At 64.6% G+C, this 20,241-nt stretch carries 17 protein-coding genes and 1 pseudogene; 7 read left to right on the top strand and 11 right to left on the bottom strand.

Annotated features, from left to right (window positions below):
- A pseudogene (locus tag NFJ07_RS22370) lies at positions 1–372 on the top strand (DUF3417 domain-containing protein); the annotation flags it as partial.
- Positions 373–454: 82 nt separating this feature from the next.
- On the opposite strand, the gene NFJ07_RS22365 reads toward NFJ07_RS22370, so the two are convergent.
- Positions 455–1,579 carry a LacI family DNA-binding transcriptional regulator gene (locus tag NFJ07_RS22365; protein ID WP_269997909.1) on the bottom strand — a complete coding sequence of 375 codons (1,125 nt, stop codon included), beginning with the start codon at positions 1,577–1,579 and terminating at the stop codon, positions 455–457.
- Positions 1,580–1,755: 176 nt separating this feature from the next.
- Between NFJ07_RS22365 and NFJ07_RS22360 the strand changes: the two genes are divergently transcribed.
- Together NFJ07_RS22360 and NFJ07_RS22355 are read left to right on the top strand one after the other, a co-directional pair.
- Entirely contained in the window at positions 1,756–2,859 is a 1,104-nt protein-coding gene (locus NFJ07_RS22360) for a Gfo/Idh/MocA family protein (RefSeq protein ID WP_269997908.1), read from the top strand.
- On the top strand, positions 2,859–3,608 hold the full coding sequence (locus NFJ07_RS22355) for a ThuA domain-containing protein (protein ID WP_269997906.1): 750 nt from the start codon (positions 2,859–2,861) through the stop codon (positions 3,606–3,608). The genes NFJ07_RS22360 and NFJ07_RS22355 overlap by 1 nt, the downstream gene beginning before the upstream one ends.
- On the opposite strand, the gene NFJ07_RS22350 is transcribed toward NFJ07_RS22355, so the two are convergent.
- The 8 genes from NFJ07_RS22350 to NFJ07_RS22315 all read right to left on the bottom strand — a co-directional run bounded on the left by NFJ07_RS22350 (position 3,601) and on the right by NFJ07_RS22315 (position 15,393).
- Positions 3,601–7,032, bottom strand: a complete 3,432-nt coding sequence (locus tag NFJ07_RS22350; RefSeq protein WP_269997904.1) for an error-prone DNA polymerase — start codon at positions 7,030–7,032, stop codon at positions 3,601–3,603. The genes NFJ07_RS22355 and NFJ07_RS22350 overlap by 8 nt on opposite strands.
- Before the next feature lie 44 nt (positions 7,033–7,076).
- Positions 7,077–8,699: a DNA polymerase Y family protein gene (locus NFJ07_RS22345; RefSeq protein WP_269997903.1), complete on the bottom strand. Its 1,623-nt coding sequence runs from the start codon at positions 8,697–8,699 to the stop codon at positions 7,077–7,079.
- Positions 8,696–9,358 carry a hypothetical protein gene (locus NFJ07_RS22340; RefSeq protein WP_269997902.1) on the bottom strand — a complete coding sequence of 221 codons (663 nt, stop codon included), beginning with the start codon at positions 9,356–9,358 and terminating at the stop codon, positions 8,696–8,698. The genes NFJ07_RS22345 and NFJ07_RS22340 overlap by 4 nt, the downstream gene beginning before the upstream one ends.
- Before the next feature lie 24 nt (positions 9,359–9,382).
- Positions 9,383–11,125: an ABC transporter permease subunit gene (locus NFJ07_RS22335; protein ID WP_269997901.1), complete on the bottom strand. Its 1,743-nt coding sequence runs from the start codon at positions 11,123–11,125 to the stop codon at positions 9,383–9,385.
- Complete coding sequence (locus tag NFJ07_RS22330) at positions 11,125–12,651, bottom strand: ABC transporter substrate-binding protein (protein ID WP_269997899.1); 1,527 nt, start codon at positions 12,649–12,651, stop codon at positions 11,125–11,127. The genes NFJ07_RS22335 and NFJ07_RS22330 overlap by 1 nt, the downstream gene beginning before the upstream one ends.
- A gap of 34 nt (positions 12,652–12,685) precedes the next feature.
- Entirely contained in the window at positions 12,686–13,504 is an 819-nt protein-coding gene (locus NFJ07_RS22325) for an ABC transporter ATP-binding protein (RefSeq protein ID WP_269997897.1), read from the bottom strand.
- Between the two features lie 8 nt (positions 13,505–13,512).
- Positions 13,513–14,385, bottom strand: coding sequence for an ATP-binding cassette domain-containing protein (locus NFJ07_RS22320; protein ID WP_269997896.1), 873 nt, complete (start codon positions 14,383–14,385; stop codon positions 13,513–13,515).
- A gap of 162 nt (positions 14,386–14,547) precedes the next feature.
- Positions 14,548–15,393: a phosphotransferase gene (locus NFJ07_RS22315; protein WP_269997894.1), complete on the bottom strand. Its 846-nt coding sequence runs from the start codon at positions 15,391–15,393 to the stop codon at positions 14,548–14,550.
- 87 nt (positions 15,394–15,480) lie between these two features.
- On the opposite strand from NFJ07_RS22315, the gene NFJ07_RS22310 reads away from it, so the two are divergent.
- Entirely contained in the window at positions 15,481–16,083 is a 603-nt protein-coding gene (locus tag NFJ07_RS22310; RefSeq protein ID WP_269997893.1) for a cadmium resistance transporter, read from the top strand.
- A 103-nt stretch (positions 16,084–16,186) separates the two neighbouring features.
- On the opposite strand, the gene NFJ07_RS22305 is transcribed toward NFJ07_RS22310, so the two are convergent.
- Positions 16,187–16,489, bottom strand: a complete 303-nt coding sequence (locus NFJ07_RS22305) for a (4Fe-4S)-binding protein (protein WP_269997892.1) — start codon at positions 16,487–16,489, stop codon at positions 16,187–16,189.
- Between the two features lie 2 nt (positions 16,490–16,491).
- Complete coding sequence (locus tag NFJ07_RS22300) at positions 16,492–16,980, bottom strand: MarR family winged helix-turn-helix transcriptional regulator (protein WP_269997890.1); 489 nt, start codon at positions 16,978–16,980, stop codon at positions 16,492–16,494.
- A 97-nt stretch (positions 16,981–17,077) separates the two neighbouring features.
- Between NFJ07_RS22300 and NFJ07_RS22295 the strand changes: the two genes are divergently transcribed.
- From NFJ07_RS22295 to NFJ07_RS22285, 3 genes are read left to right on the top strand one after another with little or no spacing between them, the layout of a single operon-like run.
- The gene (locus NFJ07_RS22295) at positions 17,078–18,181 is read left to right on the top strand and encodes an LLM class flavin-dependent oxidoreductase (protein ID WP_269997916.1); all 1,104 of its coding nucleotides are present in this window, start codon (positions 17,078–17,080) and stop codon (positions 18,179–18,181) included.
- Positions 18,182–18,219: 38 nt separating this feature from the next.
- Positions 18,220–19,305 (top strand): LLM class flavin-dependent oxidoreductase, encoded by a 1,086-nt coding sequence (locus tag NFJ07_RS22290; protein ID WP_269997889.1) that lies wholly within the window; start codon positions 18,220–18,222, stop codon positions 19,303–19,305.
- Positions 19,302–20,000, top strand: a complete 699-nt coding sequence (locus NFJ07_RS22285) for an NADPH-dependent F420 reductase (protein WP_269997887.1) — start codon at positions 19,302–19,304, stop codon at positions 19,998–20,000. The genes NFJ07_RS22290 and NFJ07_RS22285 overlap by 4 nt, the downstream gene beginning before the upstream one ends.
- Positions 20,001–20,241 lie beyond the last annotated feature (241 nt).

Genomic DNA, 20,241 nt, shown 5'->3' with positions numbered 1-20,241 from the left:
GCGGCCTGGACCACCAAGGTCCGCAACGCCTGGCCGCAGCTGATCGTGGAACACGTCGATTCCGTGGGCGTCTCCGAAGAGCCGCAGATCGGGGACACCCTCCAGGTCAACGCCTACATCTCCCTCCACGAACTCACGCCCGAGGACGTGTCGGTTGAAGTGGCGTATGGCCGGGCCCAGGACGGAGACGAGCTGGAAGAGGTGGCTCTGGTCGAGCTGACCGAAACAGAAGACCTCGGCAACGGGCGCCACCTGTTCACCGGTTCCATCCTGATCAACCGCTCCGGATCCTTCGGCTACACCGTCCGGGTTTTCCCGAAGCATCCCTCCCTGGTCTCGAAGGCCGAACTGGGGCTGATCGCCAACGCCTGAAAGTGCGCGCCCCCGCTGCCGGATCGAGCAGCGGGGGCGCGTTCCCCGTTAAAGGGCTCCTCGCCACGGTAGCGATTGGAGTTCAGCCGCAACCGCAGCTTTCCCGGACTACAAGCTTCACCGGTAGCTCTTGGGCCACCGGCGCGGATCCGGGATTGGCGATCTGGTGGATGAGGATGCTGGCGGCGGCGCGCCCGAGGGCGATCATGGGCTGCCTGACGGTGGTGAGTGTGGGGCGATTGACGCGGCCAGCCGCCAAGCCATCAAAACCCGTCACGGCAATCCGTCCCGGCACTTCCACCCCGGCCCGTTCCAGGGCATCCAGATACAGGATTGCTTCGGCATCGACGGAACAGACAAGGGCTTCAGGAAGTGCGGCGCCGGCTATCAGCCGCTTGATGGTTGCGTCCGCGTCTTTGGCGAGGTTGACCCCGGAGCGCAACGTGCCGGCCGCGTCCCGCCCAGGTGCGGGCAGCGTTTGGGTGTCCAGCCCCGCCTCTGCCATGGCGTGGACGTACCCGGCAAAGCGCTGCTCGCGGTCCGGCGAGCCAGACGGGCCTGAAAAGGTGATGGCACGGTGTCCGTGGTGGTGGATCAAGTGGTTGGTGAGGACCCGCATGCCTTCGGTGTTCTCGACCGAGACGCGGTTCAGCCCGGTCTCTTCCGGCGGATCGGCCAGCTCCACTACCGGAATCCGTTCGGCGATCCGCCTCAGGACCTCAACAGGAAAAGTGTTCGGGAACACCGCCAAGCCGTCCACACGGCCGGCAACGTCGTTGATATCGGCCTCGGATCTTCCGCCACCGCCCTCGCCGACCATGAGTACGAAGCCACGCCTGCGGCATTCCATTTCGACGCCGCGCTGCACCTCGTCGTGATACAGCGGGAAGAGGCGAAACTCCTCGTTCGCGTCGTCGGAGAACAGATCCCGGGGCAGGAGGGCGTCCGCATCGCCGTGGATACGGGCCGCGCCGGCGCCTGCGCGGTTGAAGTAGTCGTAGGAGAAAAGGCCGATTGCTCCCGTTTTCCCCCGGGCCAGGCCCCTGGCGCTGGCACTGGGCAGGTAGCCGAGTTCGTGTGCGGCTTCCATCACCAATTTCCGGGTGGATTCGCGCACCCGGTGCGGCTGGGTGAAGGAGAGCGATACCGTCGCGATCGAGACGACGGCGCGCTCGGCGACGTCGTAGATTGTTGGTTTCTTGGCCATGGCGACTCCTTTTCCGGCCCTCAGTCTAGGCGTATGCCGGGCCACGACCGCTCGTGGCATGCCCGGATCCGGAAAGGCGAAAAGTCGAAGCGCTTAAGCGATTGACGCTCTTTGGATGCCCATGAAAGCGTATTTATTGGCCCCTAACCCGAGATATGAGAAAAGACAGGAATACCGTGGGCATTCAGCAGCAAGCAACGTCAGCAAGCCTCAAGGTGGGCGTTGTGGGCATCGGATGGGCTGGTCAACAGCACCTTAAGGCTTACAGCAGCATCGAAGGCGTGGATATCGTCGCCGTCGTCGGGATGGAAGAAGATCTCCTCGACCAGATGAAGCAGGAATACGGCATTCCGCATTCTTTCGCCCGCTGGGAAGACATGATCGAACTGGAAGGTTTGGACGCGATCAGTGTCGCCGTTCCCACCTTCCTGCACGCCCCGATCTCCATAGCGGCCCTGGAGCGCGGACTGCACGTGCTGAGCGAAAAGCCACTGGCACGCAACGGCGAAGAAGGACGCGCCATGGTCGAGGCAGCCCGGAAGGCCGGCCGGGTCTTGGACATTGCGTTCAACCACCGCCGCCGTGGCGACATCCAAAAACTCAAGAGCATCATCGACGACGGCGGACTCGGACGGCCGTACTACGCCAAGGGTTCCTGGCTGCGCCGCTCCGGCATCCCCACCCTGGGCAGCTGGTTCACGAACCCGGAGCTGGCCGGCGGCGGTCCGCTGGCTGACATCGGAGTACACGTGCTGGACTACTCGCTCCACCTGTTGGGCGAGCCCAAGGTCCTGTCCGTCTCTGCGCAGACGCACTCGGAGCTGGGTCCGCAGGGCCGTGGCGGCAATGCCCGTTACACCGCAGGGACCGCGAGCCACAAGTTTGAAGTAGAGGACTTTGCCACTGCCTTCATCCGGCTTGAAGGCGGCGGCACCCTGATCCTCGAAGCGGGTTGGGCGAGCTACCGCGAGGTGGACGACCTGCTCGACTTCACGGTCTACGGGACCGACGGCGGTGCTGAACTGCGCGCCGTCGGCGCCCCACTGCAGCCGGTCGGCAGCCTGAGGATCTTCACCGAGAAGGACGGCGAAAACGCCGACTACGAGCCCGAAGCGATTCCCGGCCTTGCCCACCAGGCCGTCGTCGACGACTTCATTGCCGCCGTCCGCGGCGGGGAAACGGTCTGGGGACAACACGACGGATCGCTAGCCCTGAGCCGGGCCCTTATCCTTGATGCCTGCTACAAGTCCGCCCTCGAACAACGCGAAGTGGTGCTCTGATGACCGACAAGAAACTGAAGATCGTCGTCTGGAACGAAGGCGTCCACGAGGCCCACAACCAGCCGGACACCATGGCGGAAATGTACCCGGACGGCATCCATGGTGTCATTGCGGCGGGCTTGCGGAGCTTCTACCCGGATGCTGAAATCACGACGGCGACCCTCGCCGATCCCGAACACGGCCTGGATGAGGAAACCCTTGCTGCCACCGACGTCCTGCTCTGGTGGGGGCACATCGCGCACCACGAGGTGAGCGATGAGGTAGTGGAACGCGTCCAGCGGCATGTCCTGGGCGGGATGGGACTCGTGGTGCTGCACTCAGGGCATTTCGCGAAAATCTTCACGCGGCTGCTCGGCACCACGTGCTCGCTCAAGTGGCGGAACGACGGCGAACGCGAGCTCGTGTGGACGGTCAAGCCATCGCACCCGATCGCCGCCGGCGTCGAAAGCCCCATTCTGATCCCCAAGCAGGAGATGTACGGCGAACTCTTCGACATACCGGAGCCGGACGACCTGATCTTCATCAGCTCCTTCGAAGGCGGCGAGGTGTTCCGCTCCGGCGTGACCTTCTCTCGCGGGAAGGGGCGGATCTTCTACTTCAGCCCCGGTGACCAGGAATACCCCGTCTACCACCAGCCGCAGATCCAGAGGGTCATCGCCAACAGCGTGGGATGGGTTGCGCAGCCCGAACAGTTCCGGGATGCGCCGGCAGTGACCAACCCGGCCCGGGACTGGTTTTTGGCTACCTGAAGTCACGGGAGTTGGACTTCACTGTCAGGACCAGGGGTTCCAGCTTGTCGGCCACGAGATTGGTGACTCCTTCCGGCGATCGTTCAAGGAGTCCTCGAACGATCAGTGCGGATGATTCCCGGGCTACGCGGCGATGCCTCTTCCAGAGGCCAACGCTGCAGATGACGTTGAGGATGCCGCTCTCGTCCTCCAGATTGACGAAGGTGATCCCTTGCGCGGTCTGGGGGCGTTGGCGGTGGGTAACGACACCGGCCACTTCAACACGCGTGCCGGACTCGACCTGGGAGAGCCGGTCCACCCGCAGCACACCCCTGGAATCCAGGGCTCCGCGGGCATGGCGCATCGGGTGGTCATCGGTACTGATGCCTGTGGCCCACATGTCGTAGGCAACATTTTCCTGGGGGGAGAGCTCGGGCAGCAGGGGCGGCTGGACGGCGACGTGGGTCCCTGGCAATTGTCCTTCCCGCTCGAGCGCGGCATCGCCGGCCTGCCACAGTGCTTCGCGGCGGTTCATCCCCAGCGAATCGAGTGCGCCGGCTGACGCGAGTGCCTCCAGCTGGTCCGCGCTCAGATTCGCGCGGCGGGACAGATCCGCCATGTCCAGGTAGGCGCCATGCTCCTCACGCTCAGCGACGATCCGCTTCGCCACCTCGGTCCCGATGGACGTGACGCCGTCGAGCCCCAGCCGCACCGCGTGTGAGCCATCCCGTCGGTGCAAGTGGTCCTCGCGCGGTTGATCCTGCTGGAAGAGGCCGATCTTCGGCTGGTGGAAGTCCAGGCAGGAATCCATGCCGCCCGTCTGGCCCGCTTCGGCCCCTGTAGCCTCGTCGAGCACTTCGAGGGTTGCCTCCGCAAGGGAATGGAGAACATCCGGGCGCAACACGTGGACCCCGTGCCTGCGGGCATCCGCCACGAGGGTTTGCGGGGAGTAGAAGCCCATGGGTTGTGCCCGGAGCAGGGACGCGAGGAATGCGCCAGGATAGTGCAGCTTCAGCCACGAGCTTGCGTAGACCAACACCGCGAAGCTCAGGGAATGGGATTCCGCGAAGCCGAAGTTCGCAAAGGCCTGGATCTTGGCGTAGATGGCGTCGGCGTCGTCCTTGCTGATCCCGTTGGCCGCCATCCCCGCATAGAGCTTGGCCTCCAGCGACTCGATCTTCTCCCGGCCCCGTTTGGAGCCCATCGCGCGGCGGAGCAGGTCCGCATCCTCGGCAGTGCAGCCGCCCACGGCAACTGCCATCTGCATCAGCTGCTCCTGGAACAAGGGCACGCCCAATGTCCGCTCAAGCACGGGCTCCAGCAATGGATGAAGGTACGTGATGCCTTCAGTGCCTGCGCGGCGTCGGATGTACGGGTGGACGGCACCGCCTTGGACCGGCCCTGGCCGGATCAGGGCTATTTCGACCACCAGATCGTAGAATTTCCTCGGTTTCAGCCGCGGCAGCGTGCTGATCTGGGCACGTGATTCCACTTGGAACACCCCGATCGAGTCGGCCCGGCAGAGCATGTCGTAGACGGCCGGTTCTTCCCGCGGGATGGTCTCGATTGTCCAACGTTCCCCGAAATGTTTGTCGATCAAATCAAAGGAATACTGCAGGGCTGCCAGCATGCCCAGCCCGAGAAGATCGAACTTGACCAGGCCCATCCATTCGCAATCGTCCTTGTCCCATTGCAGAACCGTACGGTTTTCCATCCGGGCACGCTCGATGGGTACCACCTCGCCAACAGGCCGTTCGGTGAGGACCATACCGCCGGAGTGGATGCCCAAGTGCCGGGGGAAGCCCAGTATTTGATCAGCAAGGTCCAGGACCGGGGCCGGGATGTTATGGGTCTTGCCTTCGCTGAGATCGCCCCAGTGATCGAGCCGCTTGGACCAAGCATCCTGCTGGCCCTGGCTGTAGCCGAGTGCCTTGGCTATGTCCCTGACGGCGTTCTTCGGCCTGTAACTGATGACATTCGCTACCTGGGCCGCGTTGAACCGTCCGTACTTCCCGTAGACGTATTGGATGACTTCTTCCCGCCGGTCCGAGTCGAAATCGACGTCGATATCCGGTTCTTCCTCGCGGAGACTGGAGAGGAAACGTTCAAACGGAAGGTTGTAGAAAATACTGTCGACGGCGGTGATCCCCAGCGCGTAACAGACGGCCGAGTTCGCCGCGGAACCCCGGCCTTGGCAGAGGATGCCGCGGGAACGGGCAAACTGCACGATGTCGTGCACAATCAGGAAATAGCCGGGGAAGTTCTTCGCCTCGATCACTGCGAGTTCCTGTTCGATCCGGCTATGGACCCGTTCGTCGGCGTCCGGGTACTTGTCCCTGACGCCTTCTTCAACAAGTTGACGGAGCCACGTGATGAGGCTGTGCCCTGCAGGAACATCAAGCTTGGGCAGCTTCGGGCGGGCAGCCCTTAACTGGAACGCAAGCTCGTCGGCGATTTCGACGGTCCGTTCGACCGCGCCGGGGTAGCGGGCGAACCGCGTTGCCATCTCGGAACCGCTCCGCAGATGGGCGCCGCTGCTTGCGGGCAGCCACCCGTCGAGTTCTTCCAGGCTGCGGCGTGCCCGGACAGCCGCCATGGCCGTTGCCAGCGGGTATCCCTCCGGGGACGCATAATGGACGGCGTTGCTGGCGATGAAAGGTATGCCCGCTCGCTCGGCAATACGGACGAGGGCGTCGTTGTGGCTGCTGTCGAGGGGATTCCCGTGATCGAAGAGCTCCACCACCACGTTTTCGCGCCCGAATCTCTCGATCAACGCCTCCACTTCAAAGGCTGCGGCTTGCTCGCCGTCGCTCATGAGGGCCCTCCGGACTGAGCCTTTGCGGCATCCGGTCAGCACCAGGCAGTGGTCCCTCAGGGAATGCGCCAGCGCATCGAGGTCATAGATGGGGTGGCCCTTCTCGGCATCGGCGGCCAGATGCGCGGCGGTCATCGCCCCTGCCAAGCGGTGGTAGCCCTCTTCCTGGCGGGCGAGGACGAGCAAATGGTCACCCTCGGGGTCGGCTTCCCCTTGCTGGGGTTTGCTGAGTCCGAGCGACAGCTCAGCGCCGAACACGGTCTTCAGCTCGTAGGCTTCGGCGGCCTCGGCCATTCGCACGATCCCGTAGAAGCCGTCATGGTCGGTCAGCGCGAGGGCATGGAGACCCAGCCGGACGGCCTCCTCAACCATTTTCTCGGGCGAGGAGGCGCCGTCCAGGAAGCTGTAGTGCGAATGCGCGTGCAGTTCGGCATAAGGCACGACGGCGGCACCCGCCCGCGATGCGGTCCTTGCGGGATCGAGGGGGACCGGACGATAAGGCCCGCGTTTCCTTGACCAGGCGGGGCTGTCACCGCCGTCTCCCTTGGCCTTGCCGATCTCCGGCACTCGCCGGTCCGACAGCGTGCGTTCGAACTCCGACCACGGGATCGACGGGTTGTTCCAAGCCATCTTTAAACTTCCTGCCTAAAAGTTCGGTGTTCCACTCTGGCTGTTCAGTCGTAGCGGGCCTCTGCCCACCAGTTCTGCTCGTCCAGGAGAAGGAGCCAGGCCTCTCCGTTTCCGTCCACAAGCTGGAACCGGTCCGCTTCAAGGCGATGGGAGGCGTCCCACCACCGCTGTCTCAGCGGCCAGGGTCCTGCCCACTGAACCACCGTTCGTCGTCGGGCAGGGTCTCCGCCGGGACAGAACCACATTGGTGGGGCAAGCAATCCGCCACGATGGTCCGTACGGACTTTTTCCTTGTTCGCATCGAGCAGCAGGACAGGGATGAGGGAAGCGAACACCGTGGCGGGCTGCGGGTCTGGAATCCTGCCGGGCCACGGTCTGGAGGCCAGGGCGGCTGCGCCCGCGGGCAAGGCATCTCCCCAAGGAACCAAACGGCGCCGCTCGGCCAGCAAACGACCTCCGGAGATCGCAGGCACTACGACGGCTTCATGCCCCAGCATGCTTTGGATCCGGCTGAGTCCATGATGAATCTGCTCCTCGGCTCCGTCTCCAAAGAGCGCCCGCCCATGATGGGCGATGGAGTCCACCCGGACGGGGACGAACTCGACCCGCGTGACCGGTGACGACAGTCCGCCGCGAGCCATGCCGCCGTCGTCCATTCCACCGGTGACCGTTTTATCGTTGGCTTGGGCGGGGGGCTGTGACTGAAGCTGCCAACGTACCCTGTCCACGACGTCGCTGGCTGTGAAGTGGCGGGGGTGGCCCCACGTCCGCTCGGAGCGGCTCCCTGCTTCATCAGTGATCAGGACCCTCAGCTCCGTGCAGACCAGGCCTTCCGTCTGCACTCCGGCCACGAAGGTGTCTGCCGTGGCGCGGAGCTGGAAGGCGAGTTGGTCAACCCGGTCCAGGCCGGGTTCGAATTCCGCCCGTTGATCCAGTTTCCGCGGGGGAGTCCGGGGTATCACTTTGCGGGGATCCTGGCCGCTTGCCAGGGCGTGCGCAGTGATTCCGGCAGCCCCGAAACGGGCCCGGACATCCGCAGCGGGAAGATTGGCGAAATTCCCCAGGGTGAGGATGCCAAGGCGCTTGAGCAAGGAGGCCAGCTTTGGCTGGCCTAGTACTTCCACCGGAAATGGACCCAGGAAATCCCGGGACGAACCCGGCGGGAGCACAAGCAGGGCAGAGAGTTCGCTGGTGCTCCGGGCTGCTTGCTCGGCGGCAAACACGGAATCGGCGATTCCCACCCGGGCCTCCACGCCGAGGCGGTCCGCCGATTCAAGCACAGCACCGGCGGCCGCTTCCTCACCACCGTAATATCGGGCGGCACCCCTGGCCCGGATAGCGCATAGGCCGGGGCGAAGCACCTCGACGCCAGGAGTCCGTTCCTCGAGTGACGAGACCAGAGGCTCGAATTCCCTCGCATCCCGCACAGGATCAACCGCACATACCACCAGCTCAGGACAACGGGTCTGCGCTTCCCTCAACCGCAAGCCCCGGACCACTCCCTCTGCCCGGGCTTCCGCGGAGCAAGCAGCTATGACCCCTTGGCCTATGACTGCCGCAGGTACATCAGGCGGCAGGGCATCTGCCAAGCGGGCGGCGACGAGCGGCCAGTCCGGGAACCATGTCACCAACGCGCGCACCGGGGTTTCAAGCTGAAACAGCATCATGCTCCCATCCGATGGCGGGACAGATCCACCGGACCGCTGTCCGCAAGATCCACGGAGGCCCTGCGGGAACTTCCCCGCAGACCGACTTCGAGTTCGAGCTCCTGCTTGGCGAGATGTCCATGGCCCTGTCCGAGCCCCGCCCACTCATATCCATTCACTTGCAAGACGGCTTCACTCTGCGGCCATGGTCCCAGGACAAGGAGGACGGAACTCCGCTCCCGGAGCCTGGCTCCCAAGCGGGCAGCCTCGGCGGGCGCGACTCTTTCCGGAGCACGCGCAAGCACCACCGAGAGCACGTCCGCCATGGCGGCGATCACCGGCGTCCAGCTGGTCCCGGGGTCAGGCACCAGCACCAGCCGATCGAGCGCAATACCGAAACCTGCTGCTGCCTCGACCCCGAAGTCAGGCAGCCCTGCTACCCCGCACCATGAGCCATTGCGTGACGGGCCGGCCAACAAGGCCATGGCCAGCGACATGGATCCCTGTATGGAGTACGCCGCTCCCGGGCGCAGCCCGCCCGGGAGGAGCCTGCTGAGTGAGGGGAGTACGGGTAGTGAGCGTTCGCTTCCCCGCTTGCCCTGCATGAGGTGGATCTGCGCCTGCAAGTCATCGCGCAGCGAAGCTGGCGAGGCGGAAGACAGGCGGGAAGGCATATTCAATTTTCGAACATATATTCTAATGAGTCAATCGGAGGCCGGATCCCTCTGCGAGCGCGACCACGTCACGCTAGACAGTGAAACTGCCAGGATCGAGGCGAGGATCAACGCCGACGCCGGGGCGGCAACGGCCCAGGGGGCACGCTCCACGTAGTTGATTCCCTCAGCGAGGATGAGGCCCCACTCGGGCGACGGTTGATGGGGGCCGAGGCCGAGGAATCCCAAAGCAGCCAAGGCGAGCGCGATCCCCGGTACCCGGAGCATCGAATGCCTGAACACCGGGCCAAGGACCGCCGGGAGGATATAGCGCCAGAGGATGCGGACCCTTCCTACGCCCAGGACAGGAAGGATCTTCACGTGGGGCTGCGCCCTGGCCTCCTGCGCCAAGGCCGCTGTATGGGCGGCCAGGGGTGCCCAACTGACCAGGGCAACGGCTATCGCCGCACCTTCGGCCGAGGGCCCGGTCACCACGGCCACGATCAGGCCAGCCAGGATGGGCGGAGCGGCGTTGGCTACTTCAAGGGGACCGGTGGCCGCGAGCGGGAAGAGCCCGACGACGATCCCGATCACAAGGCAAGCCAGCACCACGAGAAAAGCAGTTCCCAACGTGGACACGGCACCATGTCCCACCCGGGCAAGGAGGTCACGTCCGCTGGCATCGGCCCCGAAGGGCAGCTCGAACCCCGGGCTGGCAAGCCGTGCATGGTTCGATGTGAATGGATCGCGAAGCAAGCCCACGACGACGATGAGCAGTAACGCTCCCGCCGCAACGAGCGGAACGGCGACATCCCGCCGTCGTGATCTTGCCGGCAAGTCCGGAACCGGAACTGTCCCCGAGCGCAGCGCCGCTCCCAACAGAAGGTACCGGGCCGCCGCGCTGAGGGAACCTGCCCCGATGGCCAGCATGAGAAGGGCCAGTACACCTGCCTGCAGCGCGGGTATGTCCTGAGCGCTCGCCGCGCCCAGGACCGCGCGGCCCAAACCGGGGATCGCGAAGACCTTCTCCACTGCAACCGCCCCGCCGGTGAGGCCAATGAGGACAAGCCCGATCTGGCTCATCACCGATGGCAGGGCCCGGCGGAACACCGCCGCGGTGAGCCTGCCGCGGCTTGCTCCGGCCATGGCCCAGGTGCCTACCCATTTTTCGGCGAACGCCAGGCTGATGGCGTCGGAAAGCAGCCGCCCGATCAGCCCGCCGGCGGGCAGGCCGAGGGAGAGCGCCGGCAACACCGCGTGGTCCATGCCCTGCCAGCCATAGGGCGGGAACCAGCCCAGCCACACGGCACCGATCACAAGCAGCATCGCCGCCAGGAGGAACTCGGGGAGCGCGGTCATGGCCGCCGCCACGACGCCGGTGCCTCGCCCCGGGTTCCCGGCCAGTCCCCGGATCACGGAAGGAACGCAGAGCGCTGTGGCCACCATGGTTGCGACGGCCACCGCGCAGGCCATCAGGGTGACTGAGACTCCGAGGGTTTCCAAGGTGCCGGGGCCAACGGGCGTGTTGGTAATCCAGGAATTTCCCATGTCGCCGCGCAAAAGGCCACCGGTCCAGTCGAGGAAGATGTGCAGTGGTCCTCGATCGAGTCCGAGTTCCGCGCGGATCATGCCCAGCGTTTCATCAGTCGCTTCCCGGTCGGCGTACCGGGCCCGCAGGATGGTGTACTCCGGGCTTTGTCCCGAAAGCCATGGCAAGAGTCCGATCAGCACAACTATCGAGAAGAGTGCCCCGGCTCGGGAAGCCGCAGTTTTGATGAACGCCGGGCGCCACATCAGCCGGCGATTCCTGTCTTGCTGGTGATCAGGGCGCGCTCGCGGGGATCGCGTTCCACATTGCGGATCCTGGCCGATTCGCCTTGGATGACGCGTTCGTGCAGCAGCGGCACGGCCGCGTCCTTCGCGAGGATCAGCGCCTCGGCGGAGGCAATTGCCGCCCGGCGCTCCGGGCCTGCCGGGATGGCGGCGGCCTTGCTCAGTGCAGCGTCCACCTCCGTGTCGCAGAACTGGGAGATGTTGAAGGAGCCTTTGCAGGAGAAGTCGCTGAACATGTAGGCGACAGGGTCGCCTGAGTCGAGGACCGTGGCCCGGGACAGGATGAAGGCATCGAACTTTCCGGCCAGGGCGTCTGCTTCGATGTGCTGGTACTCGCGGACTTCCTGCTCCACGATGAAGCCGGCGGCTTCGAGCTGCTGCTCAAGCTGCACGGCGACCTCGGGCAGCTCGGCCCGGTCCGTGAACGTGCCCAGTTTGATGCGGAGGCCATTGGCGGGTGCTGCTTCCGCACGCTTCTTCAGGGCTTCAATGTATGAGGTGTTTTGCCGTTCCTTGGCGGCCCAGGGGAGAGCCGGGCCCAGGAGGCCTTCGGCGATGTCCGCACGTCCTTCGTAGACCCGTTCAACAATGGTGGCTCGTTCGACTGACGCGCGTGCCGCTGCCCGGACCGACGGATCCGCGAAAGGACCCGCCTTGGTGTTCAGGTAGAGGGTATTGGTGCGGGGCATGGGGACCTCATGGATCAAATCTGCCTTGATCTGGGCGACCTGGCCGACAGGAATGGCCTCTACGACGTCGGCAGTTCCGGTCCTCAGGGCGGCTGCGCGCGCCGTGCCGTCGGGAACGTATTGGACGTCGACGCCGCTGCTCGCCGCTTTTTCGCCCCAGTAGTCGGCGAAGCGGTTGAGCGTTGCCGAGCTGGTGCCGTCCGCGGACACAAGCACATAAGGGCCCGTTCCGGCATTGATGGGGCTCACGACGCCGCCTGGCTTGTAGGCGGACGCGGCAAGGATGGAAAGCTGGGGGCTCGAAAGCCGCTGCGGAACCAGCGGGTCGTCCGTCTGGGTGGTTACGACGACGGCGTTCCCGCCGTCCGTGCGGACGCCCAGCTGGACGCCGTCGAGGATCCGCGGCTTGGGCTTCGCGTTGGCCGCCGCCGTCAACGACGCCGCCACTTGCTCCGCCGTGAGAGGCGTCCCGTCATGGAATTTCACCCCTGCGCGGAGTTCGAAGCGCCAGTTCCTGCCGTCCAGTTGCTTCCAGGCTGTTGAAAGCGATGGCTGGGCATCGCCGAGGGCATCCAGGACCACGAGTGTCTCGGCGGTCTTCCACCGTGAGAGTTTGAAGGCGTCGTCGCTCAGGGGAGTGAGTCCCGAACGGGGTGGCTGCAACATGGCTACTTTGATTCGGGAGTCGTTGCTGGTGACCGATGATGTGTTGCCTTGGGCGAAGCAAGCGCTGAGTGCCGCGGCCATTGCGGAGGAGAGGAGTATCGCGGCAACTGCGTTTGGACGTGGAATAGCCATGAATGGGTGCCTTCTTTCGTGGGTGCGAGTGGATTTAAGCGGGGTGGACTTGTTGCGGGTGCGGCGCAGGGAGGGGTGCCGGAAGGAAACAGTGCATGAGCGCCGCGGACGTTACGAGCTCCTTGGCTTCCCGGGTCTGTGGATTGGCATACACGGCTGTGGTCGGCCCGCGCTCCACGATGCGTCCCCCGGAGAGGACCAGGGTCTGAGAGCAAAGCCGGGCGACGGCGGCTAGGTCGTGGGAGACAAACAGGAGCCCAAGCCCGTCCCGATGGACCAAATGCTCCATGAGGTCCAAGACCGTGTTCCTGAGGGGAAGATCGAGCCCGCTGACCGGCTCATCCGCCAGGAGGATGCTCGGCGCGGGGACCAGGGCCCGTGCAATGGCCACGCGTTGGTTTTGCCCGCCGGAGAGTTCCCGGGGCCGACGCGTAAGCAGGCCAGGATCGAGATCGACCCGTTGCATGGCATCCAGGATCATCCAGCGGTGGTCTCCGTCGATGCGCAGTTGCCTCAGGGGTTCCAGGAGAAGTCGCTCCACGTTCATGCCAGGGTCAAGGCTCGCCGCCGGATTCTGCGGGATGTATTGCACCGCGCGGCGGTACCACCTCAATGACGATGCGCGGCCGGGCGCAACCGGGGTGTCGTTGAACGTGACGGTTCCGGCATTCGGCTTCTCCAAAGCGAGCAAGATCCGCAGGAGTGTCGATTTTCCTGCACCCGAGCCGCCCACCAGGCCGATGCTGTCGCCGGTGGCAATCCTGAGGGAGACGTCCTGCAATGCCGGCCGGGCTGACCGTTGCTTCAGGAGCCCCCGGCCGGGGTAGCTGAGACATAGGTTGTCGGCGCTCAATATTGCATTCATGCCGTGGCTTCCCGGCGGAGGGCATCAAAGCCGGCATGGGCGGCTTCGACCAGCTGCTTCGTGTACTCGTGTTTGGGCCGCTCTATCAGCGACTCCATCGATCCGGCTTCGATGATCCGGCCGGAACCCAGGACAAGGGCCTGGTGGCAAAAGGCCGCAGCCACAGCGAGGTCATGAGTGATGAACAACATCGCGCCCACGGGCGTGGAACGCGCGGATTCGGAATGCGCGCTCGCAGACTTCGTCGATTCCGAATACAAGGACAAGGCATCGAGGACCTTGGCCTGGCTGACCACGTCCAGCGCGGTAGTCGGTTCATCCGCCACCAGGACGGCGCTACGGCAGGCCAGGGCGAGGGCGATGCAGACCCGTTGCAGCTGACCGCCCGACAATTCACCGCTGAAGCTTTGCATGGTCCGCTCGGCTCCTTCTATCCCCACCGACGCGAGAAGCTCACGTGCCCGTTGCCGTGCCGATGAGGCTGAAAGGCCCGCGTTCCGTAGCGGGATCTCCAGTTGTCTGCCCAGGCGGACCAAGGGATTGAGCGCTGACATGGGGTCCTGATGGATTGCGGTGATCCCGGCGCGTCGGGTTCGACTGGTGGACAACGGGACTTCCACCCCGTTGATCAGCATGCGCCCGGAAGCACGCATCGCAGCTGGAAGCTGTCCCAGGAGGGCGGCCGCGGTCAGGGACTTGCCTGAACCCGAGGCTCCAAGAAGGGCCAGTCTTTGACCCGGGTCAATAGCGAAGCTGACTCCATCAATCAGGGCGCGTCCCCGAAGGGACACCCTCAAATCTCGAACCAGGAGGGCAGGATGCATGGGGGACTTTCGGGTGGGAGCGATGGTGAGTTCTGATGCTATCAATACTCATTCTCATTAAGTGAAAATGATGAAATGCATTGAGTTCCCCAAGCTCTTTCCAAGTGGCTACGGCCTGCGGTTAGGGTGGGGCCCCCTCACTGCCGAAAACTCCAGCCGCGGACGTTGCGGCGGTTCTTCGCCATCTCGACGAAGCTTAAAGCCCGGTCACGTTATTGCGGCGTGGAGAACTGCGGCGTTTTCGGCCAGCCAGGCTCGGCGGCGAAGAATCTTGTCACCGATGCCTTCATCCCACATCCGTTTCCACCCGCCGCCCTGGGTAAGCGCCCTGCGCCGCATCAAATGCCAGGAGCGCCCGGCGGCGTTCAGGGCCACGTCAACTACCTTGGCGCGATCAATCGGACCCAGGCCGTAGGCGTCCACTAGCACGGCAGCCCGGGAGGCGGCGTCGACCTCCCGCATGACTGGATCGCGGTCGGTGACGGGCATCCAGGCGCCCCACCAGAGGAGCAGGTTCGCGACTTCTTCCGCGCGGGTTGCCGGGCGCAGCAAATCGAAGTCGATCAGGGCCACGGCGGTACCGTCCTGGAAGACAACGTTCTCCGGGGTGATGTCCATGTGGGCGAGGAATGTCGCCGGTCCCGCAATCGAGCCAGGGCACCCCTGGGGATCGGCCTCCTCGCCCGCGCGTGCCCAGCCGGGTACGCCCAGCGGCTGCACTGCGTCATCGTAGCTCCGCACCAGCCGCGCGACGCTGACGGCACTCGATTCGTCGGCGACCCAGCGTGGCCAGGGGCGGCCGGCGGTGTCCCCGGGGACGAAACTCAGGGTGTCCCTGCCGCTTTCGTCAATGCCCAGGAAGCGAGGCGCTCCCTCGAATCCGGCCGAATGCAGGAAATCCAGGAGACGGCGGACCCGTTGCGAAGCGTCGCCTACAGGCCGCCGCACTGTATCGCCGACCCGGACGAGCCCCTCGGTCACGTCTCCGCCGAGTAGCGGAACGGCAGGTTCCGGCTGCCCGGGCTCGACGTTCGGACGGGTATCTGTAGTCATCGTCCGATGCTGCCACGGCCGGATCGCTGGCGCCAGCCGGTGTGGTCCGGGCAAACTCGCTGTCTCCAAGCGGTAGTGTCATCAACGATGGAAGATCTGGGCGGCACCGTACTGACAGCGGCCGGAGCCTTTGCGGCGACAAACCTTGATGACCTTCTGGTCTTGTCCGTTCTTTTCTTGTCAGCCAGGACGCGCCCGGTGCCAAGACTCTGGCGAATTTGGGTAGGCCAATACATCGGCATCGGAATACTGACCGGGGTTGCGGCCGCAGCGGCTTTGGTGCTCAGCCCCCTCCCGGTGGAGTGGGTCGGTTTCCTCGGTCTGGTGCCGCTTGCTTTGGGCTGTTACGCCTTGCTCAGGATTGCCCGCCCGTCCGGAGATCCACCGAAGCCCCGCTCGCTGACGCTGCCCGTGGTTGTCGCCGTGACAGTAGCCAACGGTGGAGACAACATCTCGGTATACGTCCCGCTGTTCCGCTCGCTGGGACTGGCCGCTGCGGTGGTGACGGGTCTGACCTTCGCGGTGATGGTGGCAGTGTGGTGCGCCGCCGGCTACTGGCTGACAGCGCACCCGGGCGTAGCTGCGCTCTGCCGCCGGGCCGGAAACTGGGTTATTCCTGTGGTCTACGTCGCGCTCGGGGCGACCATCATTGTCCGCTCCGGAGTCATTGCGCTGCTGTTCCAGCCCTGATCTTCGTGGCATGCAGGGTTTCCCAGGGGGTGTCGATGCCCCGGTCTTTCAAACGCTCTGACATTCTGCCAGGCCTGGTCGGGTTTGCGGCTGCAACGTACGACTATGTGGCGGAGGTGTCGCCTTCCCCAGGCGGTGTCCGCATCCGGCCGTCGGCGGCGTGGTATCCCAGCGCGTAGCTGGGGCACCGGTCGATCACCTCGACCAGTTCGTCAACGCTGGCACGGCTGGTATCGATCCACGGCCGTACGTCACGGTTGAACACTTGTGGAAGCCCTCGGATGCATTCGGCCGCGTGTCGGCAACGGGCAGGTTCCCAGGTCACGACGATGCCGGGGGCGCGATACTGGCGGATCGCAATAGACTCGCGTTGAGGCGTTTGATCGCCCTGATTCATCTCGTTCATGTTCACTCCCTTGTTCCGACCTCGGAATCGAGGCCAAGATGTCGGCGCAGGACGATTGCGATGTCCTCGACCTGTGTGAGCTGCTCCGCGGACAGCGCGTCGATGAAGATTTCCTTCACGGCGCGCAGGTGCGGGACCGATCCGGCACGGAATAGCTCCAGTCCCGGATCGGTGGCGATCACATCGATGCCGTGCACGGCGTCTGCGCAGGGGATCCGTCGGATGAGCTGCCGCTTCTCCATGCGGCCCAGGTGATGCGACAAGCGGCTGCGTTCCCAGCCGATCATGGCAGCGAGCTCTGATGACCGGATCGTGTGATGTTCCGCCTCGCTGAGGGCGAGCAGCACCTGGTAGTCCCCTGACGACAGGGACGACTCGTTCTGTAGGCGACCCGTGAGGCGTGTGCGCAGCGCCTCGGCTGTTTCGATGTAGTCCCGCCAGATCCGCAACTGCACGGGAGTCGGCATCGTGCGGTGCTTCGCGTAGACCATCTCACCTCCGGGAATTGATACGTCAACTATAGCGTTGTTCGGGGTATTGACACGTCAATCCGGAAGGTCCGGGGCGACGAGAAGGGCCGGGGACGTGATGGTTGGTCAGATCGATGATCTTGAGTTCGGGCTGAACTCGTTCGGCGACATCTCAACCGACGCAGGTCGCGTGATGTCGGATGCCGAGACGCTGCGTCTACTCATCGAGGAGGCGCAGCTGGCAGAGGCCGTCGGTCTGGACGTTTTCAGCGTCGGCGAGCACTATCGGGAGGGCATGGTCGACTCGGCCACCCCGGTGCTGTTGGCGGCCGCCGCACAGGCTACCTCCAGCATCCACCTCGGCACCTCGGTCACCGTGCTCTCGACGCAGGATCCGGTGCGCCTGTATCAGGAGTTCGCGACCGTCGACGGGATCTCCGGCGGCCGCACGCAGCTCGTCCTAGGCCGGGCATCCGCGATCGAGTCGTTCCAGCTGTTCGGTTACGACATCGCCGACTACGAGGACATCTTCGAGGAGAAGCTCGATCTGTTCCTCCGTCTCCTGCGGGAGGATCGCGTGACCTGGTCCGGGAAGTACCGCAGCTCGCTCGAGAACGTGCGTCTGCATCCGCGGATGCCGGATGGCGGGATCCCGGCGTGGATCGGAATAGGCGGCAGCCCCGACTCCGTGATCCGCGCGGCGCGGCACGGACTTCCGCTCATGATGGCCATCATCGGCGGACGCCCCGAGCGCTTCGCCGGGCACGCCGAGCTCTACCTGCGGGCGCTCTCATCATTCGGGCACCCAGAGCTGCCGATCGCGCAGCATTCCCTCGGCTTTATCGCCGACACCGACGAAGAAGCGAAGAACGTCCACTGGAAGCATTGGCAGCCTGTCGTGACACAGGTCAGCAAGGAACGCGGCTTCTACCCGCCGACCGCCGAACGATACGCCGAGGAGGTCGACACTGGCGCCCTCTACGTCGGATCTCCCGAGACCGTGGCGCAGAAGATCGCCGGGATCGTGCGCGCGAACCATCTGTCCCGCTTCGACCTCAAATACGACGTGCTGCACCTTCCCCGGCAGGCTCGCGAACACAGCATCCGCCTGTTCGGCGAAAGGGTCGCTCCGCGTGTCCGCGAGCTGCTCGCCGAGAATCCAGGCGACTGGCACCTCACCGGCCGAACACCGGCGCAGATTGTCAAGGCCGTCCACGCCTGAACTGACCACCACCTCGGCATTTGAAAAGGGAAAAACTCATGAACGACTTCACCGACCTCGAGTTCGGCATTGACACCTTCGGGGACCTGCCTCGCGACGCTCACGGTGACATCGTCACCCACGGCGATGCGATCCGCGCCACCTTGGCCGAAGCGATCCTCGCCGACGATATCGGCATTGACGCGATCGCCATAGGCGAGCACCACCGCCCGGAGTTCGCCATCTCCACCCCGGAAACGGTCCTTGCCGGGATCGCCACTGCAACCGACCGGATTCGCCTCGGGTCTGGTGTGACAGTCCTCTCGTCCGATGATCCAGTGCGAGTGTTCCAGCGGTTCGCGACCGTAGACGCGCTCTCGAATGGCCGTGCCGAAGTGATCCTCGGACGCGGCTCGTTTACCGAGTCGTTCCCGTTGTTCGGCTACGATCTCAGCGACTACGATCTCCTCTTCGACGAGAAGATCGACTTGTTTCACAAACTCCTTGACGAGAAGCCCGTCACATGGACGGGCACCACACGTGCGCCACTGCACGAAGCAGACGTGTTCCCTAAGACGGACTCGGGTCGGCTGCGGACCTGGGTCGGCGTCGGAGGCACCCCGCAGTCCGTGATTCGCACTGCGAACTACGGGTTCCGGCTCATGCTGGCCATCATCGGCGGCGCCCCTGCCCGCTTCGCCCCGTATGTCGACCTGTACCGCCGTGCCACCGAGCAGCTAGGCACCACCGCGTTCCCGGTGGGCATGCATTCCCCGGGACTGATCGCTGATACCGATGAGACGGCAAAAGAACTGTTCTATCCGGGCTACAAAGTGATTCGTGATCGCATTGGCGCGCTGCGCGGCTGGCCTCCCCTTCAGCGCGGTGAGTTCGAGGCCGATGTGGAACGCGGATCCCTTTATGTCGGCTCGCCCGAGACCGTCGCCGCCAAGATGGCTGATGCGATCCGCGCTCTCGACGTCGGCCGGTTCGACCTCATCTACACTGCCGGCGGACACATGGCCGCGACGGCCCGCCTGCGGGCCGTGGAGCTCTACGGTACTCGAGTTATCCCCCTGGTCCGCGACATGCTCGCTGACACATCTTCGACTTCGACCGGGTCCCGAACGGGGGCGCGGCCGTGAACGGCACGAAGAGTCCGGTCCGCACCATCGGCATCCTCGGCGCAGGCAAAGTCGGCACTGTGCTGGCCCGGCTCGCTCTCGACGCAGGCTACCGGGTGCTGATCTCAGGCTCTGGAGACCCGGATAAGATCGCCCTCACCATCGAAGTGCTCGTTCCCGGAGCTGTGGCAGTCCGACCCGAGAACGCCGCCCTCGAGGCCGACGTCGTCATCCTCGCCTTGCCCCTCGGTAAGTATCGGAGCCTCCCGGTTGCACAGCTGAGCGGAAAACTCGTGATTGACGCGATGAACTACTGGTGGGAAACCGACGGCATCCGTGACGACCTCGACGACCCACGTATCTCCACCAGCGAGATCGTGCAGGACTTCCTTTCCAATTCACGTGTCGTGAAAGCTCTGAACCACATGGGATATCACGATCTCGAAGAGGAGAGTCGGCCAACCGGGATGCCGGACCGCAAGGCGATCGCATTGGCCGGGGACGGAGACGACGACGTCGTCGCCGTCTCTGCACTGATCGATGCGCTAGGTTTCGACCCAGTCCTCTTGGGTCGCCTGCCCTCAGGCGTGGCCTTGCAGCCGGGGAACCCAGCATTCGGCGCGAACGTATCGGCGGGCGAGCTTCGCGAGTTGATCCCGACTACTGCAGGCGAACGGGTTCCCATTCATTCGAGTGACGGAGGCGGCCGGGTGTGATGCCGTCTGCCACGGCCCGAATTTTGCCGGCAAGTCACTTCCCCGGATCTACGCCTTGCTGGTCCTAGGACTAGGCCACGCGTAACTGCAGCCGGCCAGCCGTTGGCGTGTCTCGCCCCTCGACGCAGGCCGATAAATGGTCGCCTTGGACAACCTCAGCGATTGGTGGGCAGCCCCGTGTCAAACTCCTCCCGAAGATCTGCATTTTGACGGGAAGCCAACAAAGCTCTCCAGTCCAAAT

This window comes from Arthrobacter sp. B2a2-09 (genome assembly GCF_027587375.1).
In the GTDB taxonomy this organism is placed as follows: Bacteria; Actinomycetota; Actinomycetes; order Actinomycetales; family Micrococcaceae; genus Arthrobacter.
Note: the sequence above shows the minus strand (reverse complement) of the source record. Positions and strands in the feature narration are given on the sequence as shown.